18 protein-coding genes and 1 tRNA gene are annotated in these 20,014 nt (G+C 70.8%); 7 read left to right on the top strand and 12 right to left on the bottom strand.

Annotation, left to right across the window (positions count from 1 at the left end; all coding sequences use genetic code 11):
* Window positions 1-100: 100 nt before the first annotated feature.
* From ISU10_RS04900 to ISU10_RS04890, 3 genes are all read right to left on the bottom strand, one after another.
* Window positions 101-177: transfer RNA gene (locus ISU10_RS04900), tRNA-Arg, on the bottom strand.
* A 138-nt stretch (window positions 178-315) separates the two neighbouring features.
* Complete coding sequence (locus tag ISU10_RS04895; protein ID WP_194695240.1) at window positions 316-573, bottom strand: DUF3303 domain-containing protein; 258 nt, start codon at window positions 571-573, stop codon at window positions 316-318.
* A gap of 103 nt (window positions 574-676) precedes the next feature.
* Complete coding sequence (locus tag ISU10_RS04890; RefSeq protein ID WP_194695239.1) at window positions 677-2,119, bottom strand: aminopeptidase P family protein; 1,443 nt, start codon at window positions 2,117-2,119, stop codon at window positions 677-679.
* A gap of 84 nt (window positions 2,120-2,203) precedes the next feature.
* Between ISU10_RS04890 and ISU10_RS04885 the strand changes: the two genes are divergently transcribed.
* The 3 genes from ISU10_RS04885 to ISU10_RS04875 all read left to right on the top strand — a co-directional run bounded on the left by ISU10_RS04885 (window position 2,204) and on the right by ISU10_RS04875 (window position 6,870).
* Window positions 2,204-3,358, top strand: a complete 1,155-nt coding sequence (locus ISU10_RS04885; RefSeq protein WP_194695238.1) for a PrsW family intramembrane metalloprotease — start codon at window positions 2,204-2,206, stop codon at window positions 3,356-3,358.
* Window positions 3,355-5,112, top strand: a complete 1,758-nt coding sequence (locus ISU10_RS04880) for a dynamin family protein (RefSeq protein WP_370864754.1) — start codon at window positions 3,355-3,357, stop codon at window positions 5,110-5,112. Before ISU10_RS04885 ends, ISU10_RS04880 begins: the two co-directional genes overlap by 4 nt.
* A 72-nt stretch (window positions 5,113-5,184) precedes the next feature.
* Window positions 5,185-6,870 (top strand): GTPase family protein, encoded by a 1,686-nt coding sequence (locus ISU10_RS04875; protein WP_194695237.1) that lies wholly within the window; start codon window positions 5,185-5,187, stop codon window positions 6,868-6,870.
* Window positions 6,871-6,923: 53 nt separating this feature from the next.
* On the opposite strand, the gene ISU10_RS04870 is transcribed toward ISU10_RS04875, so the two are convergent.
* Together ISU10_RS04870 and ISU10_RS04865 are read right to left on the bottom strand one after the other, a co-directional pair.
* Window positions 6,924-7,721 (bottom strand): hypothetical protein, encoded by a 798-nt coding sequence (locus ISU10_RS04870; protein ID WP_194695236.1) that lies wholly within the window; start codon window positions 7,719-7,721, stop codon window positions 6,924-6,926.
* On the bottom strand, window positions 7,718-8,233 hold the full coding sequence (locus ISU10_RS04865) for a SigE family RNA polymerase sigma factor (protein ID WP_194695235.1): 516 nt from the start codon (window positions 8,231-8,233) through the stop codon (window positions 7,718-7,720). The genes ISU10_RS04870 and ISU10_RS04865 overlap by 4 nt, the downstream gene beginning before the upstream one ends.
* 132 nt (window positions 8,234-8,365) lie before the next feature.
* Between ISU10_RS04865 and ettA the strand changes: the two genes are divergently transcribed.
* On the top strand, window positions 8,366-10,048 hold the full coding sequence (gene ettA / locus ISU10_RS04860) for an energy-dependent translational throttle protein EttA (RefSeq protein WP_194695234.1): 1,683 nt from the start codon (window positions 8,366-8,368) through the stop codon (window positions 10,046-10,048).
* Between the two features lie 23 nt (window positions 10,049-10,071).
* Window positions 10,072-11,067, top strand: a complete 996-nt coding sequence (locus ISU10_RS04855) for a YihY/virulence factor BrkB family protein (protein WP_194695233.1) — start codon at window positions 10,072-10,074, stop codon at window positions 11,065-11,067.
* A 159-nt stretch (window positions 11,068-11,226) separates the two neighbouring features.
* On the opposite strand, the gene ISU10_RS04850 is transcribed toward ISU10_RS04855, so the two are convergent.
* The 4 genes from ISU10_RS04850 to ISU10_RS04835 form a co-directional block, all read right to left on the bottom strand.
* Entirely contained in the window at window positions 11,227-11,559 is a 333-nt protein-coding gene (locus tag ISU10_RS04850) for a hypothetical protein (protein ID WP_194695232.1), read from the bottom strand.
* A 233-nt stretch (window positions 11,560-11,792) separates the two neighbouring features.
* The gene (locus ISU10_RS04845; protein ID WP_370864750.1) at window positions 11,793-12,266 is read right to left on the bottom strand and encodes a MarR family winged helix-turn-helix transcriptional regulator; all 474 of its coding nucleotides are present in this window, start codon (window positions 12,264-12,266) and stop codon (window positions 11,793-11,795) included.
* A 23-nt stretch (window positions 12,267-12,289) separates the two neighbouring features.
* The gene (locus ISU10_RS04840; protein WP_194695231.1) at window positions 12,290-13,507 is read right to left on the bottom strand and encodes an acetyl-CoA C-acetyltransferase; all 1,218 of its coding nucleotides are present in this window, start codon (window positions 13,505-13,507) and stop codon (window positions 12,290-12,292) included.
* Window positions 13,508-13,532: 25 nt separating this feature from the next.
* Window positions 13,533-14,144 (bottom strand): TetR/AcrR family transcriptional regulator, encoded by a 612-nt coding sequence (locus ISU10_RS04835; protein ID WP_194695230.1) that lies wholly within the window; start codon window positions 14,142-14,144, stop codon window positions 13,533-13,535.
* A gap of 160 nt (window positions 14,145-14,304) precedes the next feature.
* Between ISU10_RS04835 and ISU10_RS04830 the strand changes: the two genes are divergently transcribed.
* A complete protein-coding gene (locus tag ISU10_RS04830; protein WP_194695229.1) occupies window positions 14,305-14,724 on the top strand; it encodes a cyclic nucleotide-binding domain-containing protein in 420 nt (139 codons plus the stop codon).
* Between the two features lie 6 nt (window positions 14,725-14,730).
* Here ISU10_RS04830 and ISU10_RS04825 read toward each other — a convergent pair whose 3' ends face one another.
* Window positions 14,731-18,237, bottom strand: coding sequence for an AAA family ATPase (locus tag ISU10_RS04825; protein WP_370864747.1), 3,507 nt, complete (start codon window positions 18,235-18,237; stop codon window positions 14,731-14,733).
* 114 nt (window positions 18,238-18,351) lie between these two features.
* Here ISU10_RS04825 and ISU10_RS04820 point away from each other — a divergent pair, with 114 nt between their 5' ends.
* Window positions 18,352-18,534, top strand: a complete 183-nt coding sequence (locus ISU10_RS04820; RefSeq protein WP_194695227.1) for a hypothetical protein — start codon at window positions 18,352-18,354, stop codon at window positions 18,532-18,534.
* A 22-nt stretch (window positions 18,535-18,556) separates the two neighbouring features.
* Here ISU10_RS04820 and ISU10_RS04815 read toward each other — a convergent pair whose 3' ends face one another.
* Entirely contained in the window at window positions 18,557-18,943 is a 387-nt protein-coding gene (locus ISU10_RS04815) for a globin (RefSeq protein WP_370864745.1), read from the bottom strand.
* A 28-nt stretch (window positions 18,944-18,971) separates the two neighbouring features.
* Window positions 18,972-20,003 carry a mechanosensitive ion channel family protein gene (locus ISU10_RS04810; protein WP_194695225.1) on the bottom strand — a complete coding sequence of 344 codons (1,032 nt, stop codon included), beginning with the start codon at window positions 20,001-20,003 and terminating at the stop codon, window positions 18,972-18,974.
* Between the last annotated feature and the right edge of the window lie 11 nt (window positions 20,004-20,014).

Genomic DNA, 20,014 nt, shown 5'->3' with positions numbered 1-20,014 from the left:
CCAGCCACTCGGCCGACCACCCGGACCACCGCCACACAAAACGCAGGGCGAACCCCCATCCTGAGGGTTCGCCCCATGCCGATGTCCCGAGACATCACACTGGCGCCCCCGACAGGATTCGAACCTGTGACCGGCGGATTAGAAGGCCGCTGCTCTATCCAGCTGAGCTACGAGGGCTGGGCGGGGACCATTGTGACTGATCGCGGTTCGACTCTTGGCGAGGACTGCCGCAAGTACCTCAGAGCGACGAGCATGCGCCGGTTGCGCCGACGCTCTGGACCGAGGAGCCGCCAGGTCGTCACGCTCGCCGGGGGCTCAGCTCCACTGGGGCAGGGGCTCGGCGCTGACCGGAGTGATCTCGGTCGAGCAGGACTTCATGCCCGGGAGCAGGAACTTGTTGAGCTGGTTGATGTCGTCGGCCTCGACGACCAGGTAGATCGTGTGCTCCATGAAGGCGCCGTAGACGCCGTGCACCGTCACGCCCTCGACCGACGCGTCGTGGAACTTGCGGGAGCCCCCGTTGCCGTAGGGGCAGTCGGCGGGGTCGTGGACCTGGGTGATGTGGAAGAGCATGCGACCACCTTGACATCGGCCTGGTGCGCCAGCAAAGGCCAACGTCATACGAAGTGGTCGCTATAGCGACCACTTCGTATGACGTCAGCGAGGTGAAGGGGTGTCAGCGGCGGTGCTCGGCGAACCAGGACTCGATGTCGTCGGCAGTGCGGGGCAAGGAGTCCGAGAGGTTGCGGCAGCCGTCGGCGGTGACCACGACGTCGTCCTCGATGCGGATGCCGATGCCGCGCAGCTCCTCGGGCACGAGCAGGTCGTCGGCCTGGAAGTAGAGGCCGGGCTCGACGGTCAGCACCATGCCTTCGGCGTAGGTGCCCTTGGCGTAGGCCTCGGGCGCGGCCTGGCCGCAGTCGTGGACGTCCATGCCGAGCATGTGGCTGACGCCATGGAGGGTCCAGCGGCTGTAGACCTTGGACTCCGGGTCGAGGGCCTCCTCTGCGCTGACGGGCAGGAGGTGGAGGTCCTCCAGCCCGTGGGCCAGCACCACCATCGCAGCGTTGTGGGAGGCCTGGAACGGCTCGCCCGGCCTGACTGCTGCGATGCCGGCCTCCTGCGCCTGGTAGACCAGGGAGTAGAGCTCGCGCTGCAGCTGGGTGAACGTGCCGTCGACCGGCAGGGTACGGGTGACGTCGGCGGTGTAGAGGTTGTGGCCCTCGACGCCCATGTCGAGCAGGACCAGCGTGCCGGGCTCGATCGGACCGGTGTTGTCGATCCAGTGCAGGGTGGTCGCGTGGGAGCCGCCGGCCACGATGGAGTCGTAGCCGATGTCGTTGCCCTCGGCGCGGGCGCGCCGGAAGAAGGTGCCCTCGAGCCAGCGCTCACCGAACTCCAGCACCCTGTCCCACTCGGCCACGGAGTCCTCGAAGCCGCGAGCCGTGACGTCGCACGCGTGTTGCAGCTCGCCGAGCTCCCAGTCGTCCTTGATCAGCCGCATCTCGGAGATCACCCGGGCGAAGTCACCGTCACGGGCGTCGTCACCGGAGACGAGGGCGTCGACGACCGACGAGACGCCGCGGTGGACCCGGGTCTTGCCGGTCGTGCGCAGCGTGTCGGCGAGGTCGTCGATGTGGCGCACCTCGAGGCCGAGGGACTCGCTGATCTGGCCGAGCGAGGGGCGGCGGCCCACCCAGAACTCGCCGTACATCCGGTCGCGGAAGAACTCGTCGGTCTCGCGTCCGGCGCTGGGTCGTGCGTAGAGCACGGCCTCGCCGCCTGACGACCCGTCGATGACGAGCACGGCGTCGGACGTCAGGTTGCCGGAGAAGTAGGCGTGTGCGGTGTCGGCGCGGAACCGGTAGTCGGTGTCGTAGGAGCGGACCTTGTAGCCGCCCGCCGGGAGGACGAGGCGCTCGCCGGGGAAGATCTCGGCCAGCTTGCGACGTCGCTCGGCGGCATAGGTGTGGATCGGGTGCTGGGGGAGGTGGACCTCGCCGTCGCCCCAGCCCTGCCTCATGAAGGAGGAGTAGGCGGCCGGCACCGATGGGTCGTGGGACTCGGTCGTCAGATCGGAAGTCTCACCGGAAGTCTTGTCCGTGGTCTCGTCGCTCACGCGCCTCACGATACGCCGTACGACGCCGGGCCAGCGCCTGCCTGGAAAGCCGGGAGCGGGCGACGGGGCCGATAGGCTCGCGCCATGGGAGGGGCCAGGCCGCAGACCTCGGGCAAGCGCCGCGACACGATCGCCTTCACGGTGGTCGTGACGGTGCTGGTCGTCATCGGCGCGGCCGGGATGCTGCTGGTGCTCGCGCTGTCGGGCGCCCCCCGCACCATGCTGCTCGCCACGGTGCTGGCCACGGTGCCGGTCGGTCCACTGGTGGCCTGCTACCTCTGGCTCGACCGCTACGAACCCGAACCCCGCCGCCTGCTGGCGGCGGGCCTGTTGTGGGGCGGTTTCGTGGCCACGGCCGTGGCGATCGTGCTGCAGGGCATCGGTGGCCTGTTCGTCGGCATCAACGACGACACCAGCCTGGCGGTCGTCGCTCCGGTCACCGAGGAGGCGACCAAGGGCTTCTTCCTGCTGCTGTTGCTCTGGTGGCGACGCGCCGAGCTCGACGGCGTCCTCGACGGCATCGTCTACGCCGGCATGGTGGGCATCGGCTTCGCCTTCGTCGAGAACATCCTCTATCTCGCCGCCTCCTACAACGGCACCGACGGGATGGGGCCGGGCGGCACGTCCGCACTCACGGCGACGTTCGTGATCCGCTGCCTGTTCAGCCCGTTCGCACATCCGTTGTTCACCGCCTTCACCGGTATCGGGGTGGGTCTGGCGGTGGCCAGCAGGTCGCGCGTACGCCGGTTCGTGCTGCCGCTCGTGGGCTACGCGTTCGCCGTGGCCGCCCACGGCGTGTGGAACGGCTCGACGCTCTACGGCGGCCGCAACTTCTTCGTCGTCTACCTGGTGCTGATGGCCCCGGCGTTCCTGGCTGCTGCCGGGTTCGCGATCTGGGCGCGCCGCTCCGAGGCGCGGATGCTGACCGCCGCACTCGGCGACGCAGCGGCCCGGGGCCTGATCCCCGCGACCGACATCGGCTGGGTGGTCGACCTGGGTGCGCGACGCCAGAGCCGCCAGTACGCCCGCCGTGTCGGTGGCGAGCGCGCCCTCGACGCGATGCGCGCCTACCAGCAGTCGGTCGTCGAGCTGGGCTTCCTGCACCACCGCTTCCTGCGCGGCACTCCGCCCCCCGACTTCGCCGCACGCGGCCAGGAGTACGTCGCCAGGATCGCGCAGGTGCGCCCGTTCATCTCCTTCCCCGGACAGGTGGTGCCCCCACAGGTGAGCCCGCGGTGAGCCACCTCGGAAGCGAGCGCGAGTCGACGGTGGAGAGCGCGCAGATGCTCACGTCACTGGTGCGGCTGCGCGGCGCCCTCCAGCAGGCCACGTTGCCGCTCGAGCTGCCCGGTGTGGGGGAGCGGCGGACCCAGCTGCGGGAGATGGTCGACCAGCTCGAGGACTACGTGATCCCTCGGGTGATGACCCTCGACGCGCCCCTCCTCGCCGTGGTCGGAGGCTCCACAGGGGCCGGCAAGTCGACGCTGGTGAACTCGCTCGTCGGCAGCCGCGTGACGCAGCCGGGCGTGCTGCGGCCGACCACGCGCTCGCCGGTGCTGGTGCACAACCCGGCCGACGCGGGCTGGTTCGGTCAGGACCGCCTGCTGCCCGACCTGCACCGCGTCTCGCAGCCGACCAACGACCCGGGAGCCCTTCAGCTGGTACCGGCCCACACCGTGCCCGAGGGCCTGGCCATCCTCGATGCCCCCGACGTCGACTCGGTCGAGAAGTCCAACCGGGCGCTGGCCACCCAGCTGCTGGCTGCCGCCGATCTCTGGATCTTCGTCACCTCGGCCGCGCGCTATGCCGACCAGGTCCCGTGGGAGTTCCTGCGTCACGCATCCGAGCGTTCGGCCGCGGTGGCCATCGTCTTGGACCGCACGCCGTTGGAGGCGGCCGACACCGTCGCCGCGCACCTGGCCCGGATGCTGGCCTCGCGGGGCCTGAAGGACTCCCCGCTGTTCATCGTGATCGAGGGACCGATCGACCACGAGGGGCTGCTGCCGGCTGACGCGGTGTCCCACATCAGCGGCTGGCTGGTCGAGCTGGCCGCCGACGCCGAGGCCCGGGCAGCCGTGGTGAAGCAGACGCTGGAGGGCGCCATCCGCACCCTGACCCGGCGTACGCACGACGTGGCCGACGCCGTCGCCGAGCAGGTGAGCGCCGAGGCCCGGCTGCGCGAGGGCGTCGAGCGTGCCTATGACCGTGCGGTGGACGACATCGTCGCCGCGTCCGCCGACGGGACCTTGCTGCGCGGTGAGGTGCTCGCACGCTGGCAGGAGTTCGTCGGCACGGGCGAGCTGCTCAAGGGGCTGGAGACCAAGGTGGGCTGGCTGCGCGACCGGCTCGTCAACGCGATCAAGGGCAAGCCGCACGAGGCCGAGCGGGTCACGGTCGCCGTCGAGTCCGGGCTCCAGACGCTGATCATCGAGCAGGCCGAGGCTGCGGCCGAGCGCGCCGAGGCGTCCTGGCAGTCGCTGGCGCCGGGCCAGGCGCTGCTCGCCGGCGCCGGCGAGGACCTCGGCCGGGCCTCCCGTGACCTTCGCCGTAGGACCGAGCGGGCGGTGCGCGACTGGCAGGACGACGTGCTCGACATGGTGCGCACCGAGGGTGCCGACAAGCGCTCGACGGCGCGGTTCCTGGCCTACGGCGTCAACGGTCTCTCGGTCGCCTTGATGGTCGTGGTGTTCTCCCACACCGGAGGCGTCACCGGTGCTGAGGCCGGCATCGCCGGCGGATCGGCCGCCCTCGGCCAGAAGCTGCTCGAGGCTGTTTTCGGCGACCAGGCGGTGCGCGGCCTGGCCGAGCGAGCGCGACGGTCACTCGCGATCCGGGTGCAGGAGCTGGTCGCGGGGGAGCGAGCCCGCTACGTCGACCTCCTCGACGCGGCCGCCGTCGATCCGGCGATGCCCGACCGCCTGCGTGACGCTGCCCGCCGGGTCGACGATGTGCGCTACCAGTCACTGCGTGGCGGCGAGCCGCACTCCCATTAGGCTCGTGCCCAGCCGCTGACCGCGGAGTCCGCACCACGCCGTTCACACCTGGCACCTAGCTACGGGGAGACCATGACGTCCTTGCTGGAGGGGGCCAAGAAGCTGGTCTCTCGCGGCAGCGACATCGGCGCCCGCATCGACGGTCTCGACGCAGCGATCCTCGCGTCGAGGGGGCGCCTGCCCGACGAACTGCTCGACCAGAGCCAGGCCGTCTTGGAGCGCGCCTCCAGCAGGCTCTGGCTGTCGCCCGACCACACCGTCGTCGCGATCGCCGGGGCCACCGGCTCGGGCAAGTCCTCGACGTTCAACTCCCTGACCGGACTGGAGCTCTCGGCCGTCGGCGTACGCCGTCCCACCACCTCGTGGGCGACCGCGTGCGTGTGGGGACCAGACGGTCCGGCCAACCCGTCGGGTGCCGAGGACCTCCTCGACTGGCTGGGCATCCCGCCCCGTCATCGCGTCGTGCGTGACTCGATGCTCGACTCCCGCCGCGAGGACGACGCGCTGCGGGGGGTGGTCCTGCTCGACCTGCCCGACCACGACTCGACCGAGGTCTCCCACCACCTCGAGGTCGACCGGCTCGTGCAGCTGGCCGACCTGATGATCTGGGTGCTCGACCCGCAGAAGTACGCCGACGCGGCTGTGCACTCCCGCTACCTGGCTCCGATGGCCGGCCACAAGGACGTGATGCTGGTCATCCTCAACCACGTCGACACCGTGCCTCCCGACCGCCTGGACTCGATGCTGGCCGACGTACGCCGGCTCCTGGACGCCGACGGCCTGGTCGGCGTGCCCGTGATCGCGACCAGTGCCCGCACGGGCGTGGGCCTGGACCGGCTCCGCGACGAGATCGCCTCACGGGTGGCCGCCAAGAAGGCCGTGCGTACGCGCCTCGAGGCCGACCTGCGGGGCGCGGCCCAGCGGATGTCGGAGGCCACCGGGAGCGCCCCCACCCCGAAGCTGTCCAAGGAGCACGTCGGCGAGCTCGAGTCCGCGCTGGCCGACTCGGCCGGCGTGCCGACCGTCGTCCAGGCAGTGCACGACGCGACCCGCCTGCGCGCCAACCGCGCGACCGGCTGGCCCCTGGTGTCGTGGGTCTCGCGACTGCGACCGGACCCGCTGAAGCGACTGCATCTCGACCTCGGCTCGGCCGGCAAGGAGCTGGCCGGACATCGCGCCACCCGTGGACGCACCTCCGCACCCAAGCCGACCAACGTCCAGCGCGCCCGCGTCGACTCGGCCCTGCGTGCCGTCGCCGACGACGTGTCGCGCGACCTGCCGCGGCCGTGGGCCACCGCTGTACGTGAGGCGTCGCTGTCTCGGCACGACGACCTCGGCGACCGTCTCGACCTCGTCCTGGGCGAGACCGACCTGGGTGCCTCGCGCCTGCCGGCGTGGGCGGGGCTGGTGCGCCTGCTCCAGTGGCTGCTCATGCTCACGGCCGTCGGCGCCGCCGGGTGGCTCGGCGCGGTCTTCGCGACCCGCTACCTCACCTACGAGATGCCCGACACCCCCGATGTCGCGGGCTACCCACTCCCGGTGGTGGTGCTGGTGGGCGCGATCGTGCTCGGCATCCTGTTCGCGCTCTTGTGCCGGGTGCTCGTCCGCCGCACTGCCCGGCGCCGCTCCCGCACAGCCGAGCGCCGCCTGCGCTCAGCGATCTCGGAGGTCACCGAGGACCTCGTGGTCAAGCCGGTGCGCGAGGTCCTCGCCGCTTACGAGACCGCCCGCAAGGGGATCGACCAGGCGCTGGCGTAGCTCGCCGTCCGTGACGTATGTGTCGTTCGCGCGCACGGGAGACAGCACGTTCGTCACTGACGGCGAGGGCGCCAGTCCGTCCAGGCGCTGCTCGTGGCGATGTCGGTCACCTGCTCGAGGCTCAGGGGAGGGTTGCGGGAGGCCACGGTCGATCCCATCCCCCACTTGTCGTCTGCCGAGTTCGAGACCGCGACATAGACCAGGCCTCCGCCGGGCCCCCGCAGTACGACCTCGATGACGGTCACCTCGCCTGTCGTGGTGACTGACTGCCTGCCGACCGTCGTCCCCGCGCCGTTGGTCATCTCGGTGCAGGAGTCGGGCGAGACGAGGTTGCCAGGGCAGGTGTACTTCTCGGCACTCTGGCCCGGGGCGTAAAGCAGCAGGTTGATGCCTCCGGCTGTCGCACCGTGTGCGACGACGTCCGCCGCCAGCCAGCCGCGCATCTCGGCGACCGGCTCGCCAGGTGCGTTCTCGCCCTCGTTGGTGAGGACGGGCTCGACGTACGACCTTCCCGCCGGGCCGACATCCCGCAGACGGTGCAGCATCTCGGACGCCGGCATGTCCCACCAGCCGACCTGGCCGGTGATGGGCGGCGGCTCGGGCAGCGACGTCGAGGGGTCGGTGGCGAAGCCGCCGTCGCGGGCAGGGTTCGGGCCAAGCGCGAGGACGACGGGTACGGCGATCGCGGCGGCGGCACACACCGAGCCGACCGCGACGGTGACGCGACGGCGGAGTCGGAGGCGTCGGCCGTTGCGCGCAGCGTTCCGGGTCAGCAGCTGGACCGGTGCGGCCAGGTCGTCGGTGCTCTGCTGGAGCGCCTCGCGCACCAGCGTCTCCTCGGTCGTGCTCATCGCATGCTCCCTCGTGGTTCGTCGATGACGGTCAGGTGGTCGGCAAGGGCGCGAAGCGCCCGCAGGCTGCGGTTCTTGACCGCGGCCTCGGTGAGACCGAGCAGCGTGGCGGTCTCGGCGACCGTGCGGTCGTCCCAGTACCTCAGCACCACGACGGCCCGGTCGGTGCGAGACAACGCCGAGAGGGCCTCGGCGAGCGCCAGTCGGTCGACGTGGGTCTGCGCAGGATCCGCGACGCCGGAGGAGACGATGTCCGGCTCGGCCACCGGGACCTCCCCACTCGACCGGCGACGCCGGTCGGAGAGGAACGCCTTCATCAGCACACCGTGGACGTAGGCGACCGGGTCGTCGGCCCGGCGTACCCGCGGCCAGGCGGCGTACGCCTTGGTCAGTGCCGTCTGCACCAGGTCCTCCGCCGACATCCGGCTGCCGGTCAGCAGCCAGGCCTGCCGGTAGAGGCGGTCGGCACGGGCAGCCACGAAGTCCGAGAACTCGCCGTCGTCGTTCGCCATCCGCGGCCGGTGCCTCCTGTCGGTCCGACCCACCCTGGGCCGTCATGAGTATCGACGCCGTGGGGGAGCGGGAGGTCTCAGGCCGAGCGAGCATTTCTGGTCGCGCCCCGTGCGCCCGTAGGGTTTCCGATCATGGCTGACTACGTCTTCACACTGCGCAATGTGCGCAAGGCCCACGGCGACAAGGTGGTCCTCGACAACGTCACCTTGTCGTTCCTCCACGGAGCCAAGATCGGCGTCGTCGGGCCCAACGGCACCGGCAAGTCGACCCTCCTCAAGATCATGGCGGGGCTCGAGCAGGCCAACAACGGCGACGCGATCCGCGACCCCGAGTCGACTGTCGGGATGCTCCAGCAGGAGCCACCGCTCACCGAGGGGACGACCGTGCTGGCCAACGTCGAGGAGGCCGTCGCCGACATCAAGGCCAAGATGAAGCGGCTCGAGGACGCCTACATGGAGATGGGCGACCCTGATGCCGATCAGGACGCCTTGATGAAGGAGACCGGCGACCTCCAGACCGAGCTCGACCACGCCAACGCGTGGGACATCGACAGCCGTCTCGACCAGGCGATGGACGCCCTGCGCTGCCCCGACCCCGACCTGCTCGTCGACAACCTGTCCGGCGGTGAGCGCCGACGCGTCGCGCTGTGCAAGCTGCTCCTGCAGCAGCCCGACCTCCTGCTCCTCGACGAGCCCACCAACCACCTCGACGCCGAGTCGGTGCAGTGGCTCGAGGGACACCTCGCGTCCTACCCCGGCTGCGTCCTGGCCGTCACCCACGACCGCTACTTCCTCGACAACGTCGCGCAGTGGATCCTCGAGCTCGACCGCGGCAAGACGCACCCCTACGAGGGCAACTACTCGACCTACCTCGAGACCAAGAAGGAGCGCCTCAAGATCGAGGGGCAGAAGGACGCCAAGCGCGCCAAGATGCTCGAGCGCGAGCTCGAGTGGGTGCGCTCCAACGCCAAGGCCCGCCAGACCAAGAGCCGCTCGCGACTCGCGCGCTATGAGGAGATGGCGGCCGAGGCCGACCGGATGCGCAAGATCGACACCTCCGAGATCAACATCCCCGCCGGTCCGCGCCTGGGTGACGTCGTGTTGGAGGCCCACGACCTCGACAAGGGCTTCGAGGGCCGCACCCTCATCCACGACCTCTCCTTCACCCTGCCCCGTGCCGGCATCGTCGGCGTGATCGGCCCCAACGGCGTCGGCAAGACCACCCTGTTCCGGATGATCATCGGCTCGGAGAAGCCGGACGCCGGCGAGCTCAGGGTCGGCCAGACGGTCAAGATCTCCTACGTCGACCAGAGCCGCGGCGGCATCGACCCCAACAAGAACGTGTGGGAGGTCGTCTCCGACGGGCTTGACTTCATCAAGGTCGCCAACTTCGAGATGAACTCCCGCGCGTACGTCGCGTCGTTCGGCTTCAAGGGTCCCGACCAGCAGAAGAAGGCCGGCGTCCTCTCCGGCGGTGAGCGCAACCGCCTCAACCTGGCGCTGACGCTGAAGATGGGCGGCAACCTGCTGCTGCTCGACGAGCCGACCAACGACCTCGACGTCGAGACCCTGCAGTCCCTCGAGGACGCCCTGCTCGACTTCCCCGGCTGTGCCGTGGTCACCTCCCACGACCGGTGGTTCCTGGACCGCGTCGCCACCCACATCCTGGCCTGGGAGGGCGACGAGGACGACGAGGCCAAGTGGTTCTGGTTCGAGGGCAACTACGACGCCTACGAGGCCAACAAGGTCGAGCGGCTCGGCATCGAGGCCGCGCGTCCGCACCGCGTGACCCACCGTCGCCTGACCAGGCCCTAGCCGGCCCGACGAGGCGGCGTCAGATGGCGGGGGACGGGGTCGGCAGGATCGGTCCTGTCGACCGCTTCCAGCGCCGTTGGGCGGTGCTCGGCGTGCCGATCGCGCTGGTCTACAAGTACGTCGACGACCAGGCGACCTATCTGGCCGTCATCGTCACCTACTACGCGCTGTTCGCGACGTTCCCGCTGCTGCTGCTCGCGACCTCGATCCTGGGCTTCCTGCTGCAAGGTGACCCCGACCTGCAGGCCAAGGTGCTCGACTCCGCCCTGAGCCAGTTCCCGGTCATCGGTGACCAGTTCCGGCGGCCGGAGGGACTCACCGGGTCGACCACCGCGGTCGTGGTGGGCTCGCTGGCAGCGACCTACGGCGCGATGGGGCTCGGCACCGCGGTGCAGAACGCGATGAACATCGCGTGGGCGATCCCGCGCAACAGCCGCCCCAACCCCATCCTGCTGCGGGTGCGTGGCCTGCTGATCGTGGCCTTCGGCGGCATCGCGGTGCTCGCATTGACCACGGGGTCGGTGCTGGTCAGCAACACCACGCTGATCGCCTGGTTCGAGGACTCCCCGGTGCGCTGGCTGGCGCGCGTGGTGAGCGTGCTGGTCGTCGGTGGCGTGCTGTTCGTGCTGATGCGGCTGGCGGCCGCTCGGCCGGACCGGCAGCGGACCACGCTCCCGGGTGCGCTCCTGACCGCCGTGCTGTGGCACCTGCTCCAACAGGTGGGTGCGATCTACGTGACGCACGTGCTGGCCGGCGCCGACACCGTCAACCAGACCTTCGGGCTGGTGCTGGGCCTGATGGCGGCCATCTTCTTGGTCTCCGTCGCCGGCATGTTGGGCGTGGAGCTCAACGTGGTGCTCGACAAGCACCTGTGGCCGCGAGCCCTGCTGACGCCGTTCACCGACTCCGTGCGCCTGACCGAGGCCGATCGCCGCGCCTACAGCGGGTATGCCGCGGCCCAGCGGCACAAGGGGTTCGAGACGGTCACCGTCGACTTCGGCCCCGACCGGGACGACTAGCTGGGTGCCCCGGGCATCAGGTGTGCTGCGGCCGGCAACCCAGCCAGAAGTGCTGCCCCGAGGACCCAGGCAAAGATGCGCAACGTACTCACGACGCCGACTCTCGTCGTACGGCACTCGACTGGTCTGTCGGCCCGCTGACACAGGCCGAAGCCGGTGTCAGGACCGGCTGAACGTCTCGTCCCCCGTGGGGAGCCCACGAGGCGCCGTCGCGTCCAGCAGCTCGAAGGTCAAGTCGTCGCCCGCGATCCGCCAGGCATACGACACCAGCACATGGTTGTCGTCGGGCTCGCGGACATACAGCCGGTCGCCCCGCACCGTGATCGAACGATGCACGTACGGCGCCCGGCCCGGCCGATCGGCCCCGTCGCGGTAGATGTCGAGAGAGGCGTTCTTGATCACCAGCGTGACCTGCTCGGGCAGGACGTCACTGACCCAGCGGCCCTCCAGCGGCGTGGGGTAGCGGACCCACGGTGGCGGTCCGGTCTGCATGGCCCGAGGCGTGAGTGTCGAATCTGAGGCTGTGTCTGAGGCTGTGTCTGGGGCTGAGTCTGAGGTTGGGCTCGTCGGCGACGGCGGACCGAACCGCGCAGAGCGGCCACCGTCGGCGGCCTCGAGCCGGGTGGCGAGTCCCCAGGCGGCCAGAGCGACCGCTGCAACCGCCACGAGGATGCGGACGACCGGCCGCCCGCGTGCGACCGGAGAGGCGAGGACCTCGGGGTCGCTCAGCGGATCTCGCTCTCCGGGTGGGCGACAACGAGCTTGTCGGCCACGCTGTTCATCACCCGGCCGAGCGCCTCGAGGTCGTCATCGGTTGCCAGGTCGACCAGGTAGTCGCGGACCCCGTTGACGTGCGTCGGGGCCATCCGGACCAGCAGGTCGTAGCCCTGCTCGGTCATCTCGCACACCACGCCGCGCCGGTCCTCCTCGGAGTCGAAGCGCCGGACCAGGCCTGCCTTCTCCATGCGCTTGACCGTGTGGGTGACGCGGCTGCGGCTGTGGGCCATCGCGTCGGCGAGCTGCGCCATCCGCAGCCGACGCTCGGGGCGCTCGGAGAGACGGACCAAGATCTCGTACTCGGCCAGCGAGATGTCGAAGCCCCGGCGCAGGTCCGCGTCGAGGCGGTCGGTCAGCAGCGTCATCCCCATGATCAGCGCCCGCCAGGCCTGCTGCTGGGAGGTGTCGAGCCACCGTGCCACGGGGTCGTCGGTATCGGGCACGGCTAGGACAGCCGCTCCAGGATCAGCGCCATCCCTTGTCCGCCGCCGACGCACAAGGTGACCAGGCCGGTGGTCTTGTCGTGCCAGTCCAGGGAGTTGAGCATCGTCGTCTGCAGGCGGGCACCGGTCATGCCGAAGGGGTGACCGATGGCGATGGCGCCGCCGTTGACGTTGAGGCGGTCGAGGTCGATGCCGAGGTCCTGGTAGGACGGCACCACCTGCGCCGCGAAGGCCTCGTTGATCTCCACCAGGTCGATGTCGCCGATGGACATGCCGGCCAGGGCCAGGGCACGACGTGTCGCCTCGACCGGGCCCAGGCCCATGATCTCGGGGGAGAGGCCGCTGACTCCGGTCGCGACGATGCGGGCCAGGGGAGTGATGCCGAGCTCGGCGGCCCGGGTGTCGGACATGACCACCACTGCAGCGGCACCGTCGTTGAGGGGGCAGCAGTTGCCGGCGGTGACCAGGCCGTCGGGCCGGAACACCGGCTTGAGGTCGGCGACCGCTTCGTAGGTGACCCCCGCTCGGGGTCCGTCATCGGCCGAGACGACGGTGCCATCCGGGGTGGTGACCGGTGTGATCTCGCGGGCCCAGAAGCCCTCTGCGATGGCCTTCTCGGCGAGGTTCTGGCTGCGCACCCCGAACTCGTCGAGCTCGCGACGGCTCAGACCCCGTGACTGGGCGAGGTTCTCGGCCGTCTGGCCCATGGCCACGTAGATGTCGGGGGCCTTGCCGTCCAGCCGCGGGTCGTGCCAGGACGAGCCACCCAGGGCCGACTCGGCGGTGCGCTGCTCAGCGTCGGCGAACGCCGGGTTGTGGGTCTGGGGCCAGCTGTCGGAGGTGCCGAGCCCGAACCTCGACACGGTCTCCACACCGGCGGAGACGAAGACGTCGCCCTCGCCCGCCTTGATCGCGTGGAAGGCCATCCGCGTGGTCTGCACCGAGGAGGCGCAGTAGCGCGTGACGGTTGCGGCAGGCACGTCGTCCATGTCGTTGAGGACGTTGACGACCCGGCCCATGTTGAAGCCGCTCTCTCCGCCGGGCAGTCCGCAGCCGAGATAGACGTCATCGACGGTATGGCGGTCGAGCGCGGGCGCCTGGTCGAGCGCCGCACGCACGATCGTCGCCGCGAGGTCGTCGGGTCTCAGATCCTTCAGCGAGCCCTTGCCTGCACGGCCGATGGGGGAGCGGGCGGTAGCGACGATGACAGCCTCTGGCATGGCTGCAGCCTACGGTGGTCGGGGACTAGTGGTCCTCGTGGTGATCGGCCCCGTCATCGGGCTCGTGATCGGCGAGGCCGCCGAGCAGGCGCTCGAGCGAGGCGGTGACGAAGGCACGACGCCCGCGGACGGGCCGCTGCAGAGCGGCCAGGAGGACGCCGTCGGCACTGGCGACCAGTGCCTCTGCCCGGGGCCCGGCATCAGCCAGCCCCCTCTCGGTCGCCATCGTGGCGACCAGGCCCACCAGCCGAGTGCGCCACTCGGTCATGACGGCAGCCAGGTCGGGGTCACGAGCAGCAGCCAGCTCCAGCTCGAGCCGGGCCAGCAGGACGTCGCGCTCGGCGAGCCAACGCGAGAACAGCTGCGCGGTCAGCTCGACCTTGCGGTCGTCGTCGGGGCCACACGCGCGGAGCTCCTCGGTCAAGGCGATGACGTCGGCGGCGGCCGTCGCGGCGACGTACTGGGCCAGCGCCTCCTGCAAGGCCCTGCTGGTGCGGTAGTACGCCGAGCAGCTGCCCTCGCTGAGCCCCGCCTCCCGGTCCACGGCCCGGTGGGTCAGCCCTCGCAGACCCTGCTCGGCCAGGACGCGGGTGGCGGCTGCCATCAGGTCCTGTCGTCGCGATGAGAGGGCGGGCACGGGCCGGACCTTACCGCCGTTGTCAGACCGTGACCGTGCTGGAGGAGCCCAGCCGTTGCCCGGGACTGAGGGTGGCGCTACGTTGACGCGCGACCGGCCGACCAGGAAACCGGACACCGGTTTGCTGGACACATGACCACGAATGTAGTTGGGGGCAGCAATGGCGGCAGATCCGGAAATCGTCGAGGCCCTGGGCCGCACCGACCTGTTCTCCGGGTTGGGCAGGAAGCACCTGACCGCGATCGCCAGCCAGGCGCGGCTGGTCCACCACGCCGAGGGCAAGGACATCACCGAGCAGGGCGGCGGTGCGGCCGGCTTCCACCTGATCAAGGAGGGCAACGCCTCCGTGCACGTCAACGGGCAGGATCGTCCGGGCCTGGGCCCGGGTGACTACTTCGGCGAGATCTCGATGATCGACGGCCAGCCCCGCTCGGCCACCGTCCATGCCGAGACCGAGATGACCACGATCTCGATCCCCTCGTGGTCCTTCCACCCGATCCTCGAGGAGGAGCCCGAGGTCGCCAAGGTCCTCCTCAAGGTGCTGTGCGCGCGGCTGCGGGCCGTCGAGAGCGCTCGCTGACCCGGCTCACCTCGCGGCCAGGGCACGGGCCCGGCCGATGACCAACGGCGACCCGAGCGCCTCGCCGATCGCCAGCGCCTCGGCCACCGCCGGATCGACCCGGTCCGGGTCGGCCTCGGTGGAGCTGCCGTCCTCGGCCACGTCGAGCAGCGCCTGCGCCAGGTGGTAGGGCGACCCGGCGCTGCGCGCGAGAGTGAGGGCCGCCGCGAGCGCCGGCGTACGCGCGTCGGCATCGGGCAGCGCCCGCGCACCGGCCAGCGCCAGCTCGGCGCGCACCACCGGCGGGAACTCGCCCGGCAGCCTGCCCTCGAGCATCGCGAGCAGCGCCTTGGTGGCGGCGTCGTCGTGGTTGGCGTGCGCGGCTCGTGCGGCCAGTGGCCAGGCCATCCGGAAGATGTCGGAATGCAGGCCGATGCGCATGCTGGTCTCGGCCGAGCGCTGGGCGTGCTCGAGGGTGCCTGCGAGGTCGCCCTCGGCCTCCAGCACGACGGCCCAGGCGTAGTCGAGGTACGCCGACTCCTGGGCGTCGCGCTCGACGACCTGCATGGCGACCAGCAACGCGTGTGCCTGCTCGGCCTTGCCGCGCAGGGCCCACACGATCGCCGCTGTCGGGACGAGGATGCCGACGTCGATGAGGGCGTCGTCCTCGAGTGCACCTTCGACCAGCCCCGCTGCGATGTCCCAGTCCCCGGTGACCAAGGCGGCGAGCACGCCGTTGCTCGTGCCGTAGAGCAGCCAGTAGTGGCCGCCGGTGAGCCGGGCCAGCTCGATGACCTGGAGGGAGAGGCGTAGGCACTCGGCAGGGTCGGTGGAGGTCACGGCGTCACCGAGGTTGAGGAGGGCCCGGGCCCGTGCGAGCGGGTCGTCTGCCAGCTCGGCGAGCCGCAGCGCCTCGCGCAGGTAGGTCGCGGCCTCGGCTCTGCGGTCGCGAGTCGCCAGCACGAGGGCCCGGTGGATGAGCAGGTCGATCCAGTGCGGCCCGGTGACCCCGAGCTGCTGGGCGAGTACCAGCGCGCGCTCGGTGAGCTCCTCACCCGCGTCGAGGCCCGACATCGAGAACGGTGCGAGCGCGTCGGCCATCGCCGCGACCGTGTCGACGCCGGGTTCGGCCTCCAGTTCGGCGGTGGCCGCGAGCATCAGCGTGCGGGCCTCGTCGGCACGGCCGGACAAGAACAGCCCACGTCCGCGGAGCACCTGGGCCAGGGCCACCTCGCGGGTCCGGCCGTGCCTGGCGCGCAGATCGGCCGCCCGGCTGGCAGCCGCGATGATGGCGTGGCCGTCGCCGAGGGCCAGCGACGCGTGACCCGAGCGCATCCAGAAGCCGGCCGCGGCGAGAGCGCCGGTCTCGGTGCCGTCCTCCTCGGCCAGCTCAGCAGCCGTGGCGTAGAGGCGGGCAGCCGAGGCCGGTGCACCTGTCGTGGCCGCACGCTCGCCGGCGCGGCCGAGCCAGTGCACCGCCTCCTCGCGCAACGCCGGCACATCCGGGTCGTGGGGACGCGCTCGCAGCGCTCGCACGTGGTGCTGGGCGACCAGCTCCGCAAGGGCGTCGCCCTCGTTGCGGGCCGACCCGTCGAGGTGCCGTGCCACCCGTAGGTGCCGCTCCTTGAGGTCCTTGCGGGAGAGCGTCTGGTAGGCGACCTGGGCCAGGAGCCCGTGGCTGTAGCCGAAGGAGCCGAGCTGCGGGGAGAGTGCATCAGCACTGGTGACGAGCACATCGCGCCGAGCCAGCTCGGCGAGCCCGGCCGCGACCTGCGCGGGGGTGAGGCTGGAGACGGCGGTCATCGTCTCGACGGTGAACGGTGCCGCGATCACCGCGGCGTCGCCCGCGAGGGAGCGAGCCACGGGATCGAGCGCGTCGAGGCGGGCCGCGAGCAGCGACTGGAGGCTGTCGGGGACATCGAGGGTGCCGAGGTCGCCGGCGAGCGAGTAGCCCTCTCCCGTGGCCACCACGACCTGCTGGTCGATCAGCGAGCGCACCGTCTCGACCGCGAACAGCGGGATCCCCTGGGCGTGCGCCTGGATCGCGGCGGCGGCGGGGCCGGGCAGGTGGTCGACGAGCCCGGCCAGGAGCTCGAGCATCGCCGTCTCGTCGAGGGGGGACAGGGCGAGTGCGGTGCGATGGCGCCCGTCGCCCAGTCCGGGCCGGCGTTCGAGCAGCTCGGGCCGCGCGAAGCCGATGACGAGCACCGGCAGGTCGCGCACCCAGGCGACCAGGTGCTCGACGAAGTCGAGCAGGCCCTCGTCGGCGTCGTGGAGGTCCTCGATGACCAGAAGAACCGGCTGCTGGCGGGCCAGGCCCTCGAAGAAGGTCCGCCAGCCGGCGAACAGCTCCGCCTGGGGGTGGCCGTCGCGGCTCACCGGCAAGCCCAGCAGGGGGGCCAGTCGATCGGCCACCAGCGCCTGGTCAGCGGGGTCGTCGAAGAGCCTGTCGAGGGTCTGGGCGAGCTTCTCCTCGACCGTGCTGAGGTCGTCGTCCTCGCCGATGCCCAGGCGTGCGCGGACCATCTCGGTCAGCGCCCAGTACGCCGTGTCCTCGCCGAACGTGGGACACCGGCCCCGGTGCCAGAACACGGCGTCGGCCAGCCCGTCGACGTACTTCTCCAGCTCCCATCCCAACCGGGACTTGCCGACCCCCGGGGCCCCCGTCACGAGCACCAGCCCGGGGGAGCGGTGCTCGATGGTCGCGTGCAGCCGGTCCTTGAGCACGGTGAACTCCGTGCTGCGCCCGACGAACGGTCCCTCCAGGCCGTCGGCGCGCTGCGCACCACCCATCCCGGAGACGACCTGTCGCGCGCGCCAGAGCGTCTCGGGCTGCGACTTCCCCTTCAGCTCCAGGTCGCCGAACGGCTCGAGGTCGATGGCTGGTCCGACGAGACGACGGGTGGTGACATCGACGAGTACGGCGCCGGGCGGCGCCGCTGACTGCACACGAGCGGCCGTGTTGACCGGGTCTCCGGCGACCATGGCCTGCCCGTCCGCACCCGGTGTGGTCGCGACCGTGCCGGTCACCACCCCTGCTCTGGCCGTCAGGCCCGGGGCGTCGAGTCGGACGCCCATCTCGGCCACCGCGGCGACGAGGTCGAGGGCGGCGCGGACCGAGCGCTCGGCGTCGCCCTCGGTCGCGACCGGCGTGCCCCACACCGCCATCACGGCGTCGCCGATGAACTTCTCGATCACCGCGCCGTATCGGCCGACCACGCGTCGCGCCAGGGCGAAGTAGTCGGAGAGGAGCTCGCGGACCTCTTCAGGGTCACGTCCCTCGCTGAGCGGCGTGAAGCCGACGAGGTCCACGAAGAGCAGCGAGCAGAGTCGCCGCTCTGTCTCCGGGACCGGCACGGCGGGGTCCACGTCGTCCTCGACGTTGACGGGCGTACCGCACCGCGTGCAGAAGCGCTGACCCGCGGTCAACGGCGCCTGGCAGGTACGGCAGCCCACGGCGAGCGCGGTGCCGCACGAGCCGCAGAAGGCCTCCTGGGTCTCGGACACCGCTCCGCAGCTCGGACATCCCCCCACGGCGGAAGGCTAACGCGAGCGCTCAGGGTGACCTGGCTCACTTCGGCGCTGAGAGGGAACAACCCGACTCCGAGGTATCTTCTACATCAGTAGAATCTACAAACGTAGAAAGGCATGACCATGACCATCATCGAGTCCTACGTCGCCCTCACCCTGCTCGCCGTCACCGTGCTCGCGGCGGTCGCGGCCGTGGGCGTGCTGGGCGCTGTCGTCGTGCGGCTGGGAGCCGAGCACCGCAGCCGTCGGCTGTCTCGGCACGAGTCGATCCCGGCGTACTACCTGCACCTGGCCCACTGACCCGGGCCGCGGAGCTGCGAGGTCAGGTCACGGGCTCCTCGAAGCTGTTGACCATGAACTGCGCGGCATGGGTGACGTAGTCCCAGAACTTCGCATCCTGCTCGGGGCTGAGCTCGACCGAGTCGAGACCCTCGCGGAAGTGCACCAGCCAGCGCTCGGCGGCCCGGGGCGTGACCGCGAACGGTGCGTGCCGCATCCGCAGACGCGGGTGCCCGCGCAGCTCGGAGTACGTCGTCGGGCCGCCCCAGTACTGCACCAGGAACAGCCGGAAGCGCTCCTCGGCAGGCCCGAGGTCCTCCTCGGGGTAGAGCGGGCGTAGGACGGGGTCATCGGCGACGCCGGCGTAGAAGGTGGCGACGATCTTCTCGATGGTCGGGTAGCCACCGATCTCGTCGTAGAAGGTCGTCACCCGCACATCCTCGCAAGCGGCCCGATGCTCAGGCGCCCTCGGGGGCGCTCTGGTCGCTGGGGCTCTGGTTGACCACGACCGTGTGTGCGTAGGGCGCGGCGATCCCCTCGGCGTCGAAGCGGGCCTTGATCCGGGCCCGCATCTCCCGTGCGACCCGCCACTGCTCGAGGGGTGCGGTCTTCAAGGTGACGCGCATGGTGATGGCGTCGGCCGTGACCGCCTCGATGCCCCACACCTCGGGCTGCTCGATGACCACGCCGTTGTATTCGTCGTCCTGCCACAGGTCCTCGGCGACCTCTTGGAGCACGCGGCGTACGCGGGCCACGTCCTCGCGATAGGGGAAGGTCACGTCCAGCACGGTGCGCGCCCAGTTCTGGCTCATGTTGCCCACGCGCAGGATCTCGCCGTTGCGGACGTACCAGACGGTGCCGTTGACGTCGCGCAGCCGCGTCACCCGCAGGCTCACCGCCTCGACGGTGCCGCTGGCCTCGCCCAGGTCCACCGAGTCGCCGACGCCGAGCTGGTCCTCGAAGATCATGAAGATGCCTGACAGGAAGTCCTTGACGAGGTTCTGGGCGCCGAAGCCGAGGGCGACGCCGACGATGCCGGCGCTGGCCAGGATCGGGCCGATCTCGTAGTTGAGCTCGGCCAGGATCATGGTGATCAGCACGGCCACGATGACGCCGGTGATGATGCTCTTGAGCAGGTCGCCCATGGTGCGGGCGCGCTGCATCCGGCGGCTGCGCGCGCTGTCGCCGTCCTCGGTGGCGCTGCGGCCCACCGACATCCGGTTCAGCCGGTCGGGGAGCACACCCTCCTCGGCCTTGCGCACGATCCGGTCGACGACGCGGTGCAGGAGCCAGCGCGCGATCACCCCGAACACGACGATCACCGCGATCGCCGTGGGCGTGCCGATGAGTACGCCGGCGAGCTCGGCGAGCTCGGGCTTGTGGGTCAGGTCGAACACGTGGTTGCAGGTAGCCGCTCCGTCGGCGCACGGGTTCTGGTCGGAGGACCGGAGCAGGCCGTCGGAAAATGAGGAGAGGGTCAGGGGGCCCATGCCGACCACGC

The organism is Nocardioides agariphilus (assembly GCF_015352445.1).
Classification (GTDB): Bacteria; Actinomycetota; Actinomycetes; order Propionibacteriales; family Nocardioidaceae; genus Nocardioides; species Nocardioides agariphilus.
Note: the sequence above shows the minus strand (reverse complement) of the source record. Positions and strands in the feature narration are given on the sequence as shown.

Excerpts from the sequence above, each read along its gene's own strand:
- ISU10_RS04895 (WP_194695240.1), bottom strand. The coding sequence starts at position 573 with ATGCTCTTCCACATCACCCAGGTCCACGACCCCGCCGACTGCCCCTAC.
- ISU10_RS04885 (WP_194695238.1), top strand. The coding sequence starts at position 2,204 with ATGGGAGGGGCCAGGCCGCAGACCTCGGGCAAGCGCCGCGACACGATC.
- ISU10_RS04875 (WP_194695237.1), top strand. The coding sequence starts at position 5,185 with ATGACGTCCTTGCTGGAGGGGGCCAAGAAGCTGGTCTCTCGCGGCAGC.
- ISU10_RS04870 (WP_194695236.1), bottom strand. The coding sequence starts at position 7,721 with ATGAGCACGACCGAGGAGACGCTGGTGCGCGAGGCGCTCCAGCAGAGC.
- ISU10_RS04865 (WP_194695235.1), bottom strand. The coding sequence starts at position 8,233 with ATGGCGAACGACGACGGCGAGTTCTCGGACTTCGTGGCTGCCCGTGCC.
- ettA (WP_194695234.1), top strand. The coding sequence starts at position 8,366 with ATGGCTGACTACGTCTTCACACTGCGCAATGTGCGCAAGGCCCACGGC.
- ISU10_RS04855 (WP_194695233.1), top strand. The coding sequence starts at position 10,072 with ATGGCGGGGGACGGGGTCGGCAGGATCGGTCCTGTCGACCGCTTCCAG.
- ISU10_RS04850 (WP_194695232.1), bottom strand. The coding sequence starts at position 11,559 with ATGCAGACCGGACCGCCACCGTGGGTCCGCTACCCCACGCCGCTGGAG.
- ISU10_RS04840 (WP_194695231.1), bottom strand. The coding sequence starts at position 13,507 with ATGCCAGAGGCTGTCATCGTCGCTACCGCCCGCTCCCCCATCGGCCGT.
- ISU10_RS04830 (WP_194695229.1), top strand. The coding sequence starts at position 14,305 with ATGGCGGCAGATCCGGAAATCGTCGAGGCCCTGGGCCGCACCGACCTG.
- ISU10_RS04820 (WP_194695227.1), top strand. The coding sequence starts at position 18,352 with ATGACCATGACCATCATCGAGTCCTACGTCGCCCTCACCCTGCTCGCC.
- ISU10_RS04810 (WP_194695225.1), bottom strand. The coding sequence starts at position 20,003 with ATGGGCCCCCTGACCCTCTCCTCATTTTCCGACGGCCTGCTCCGGTCC.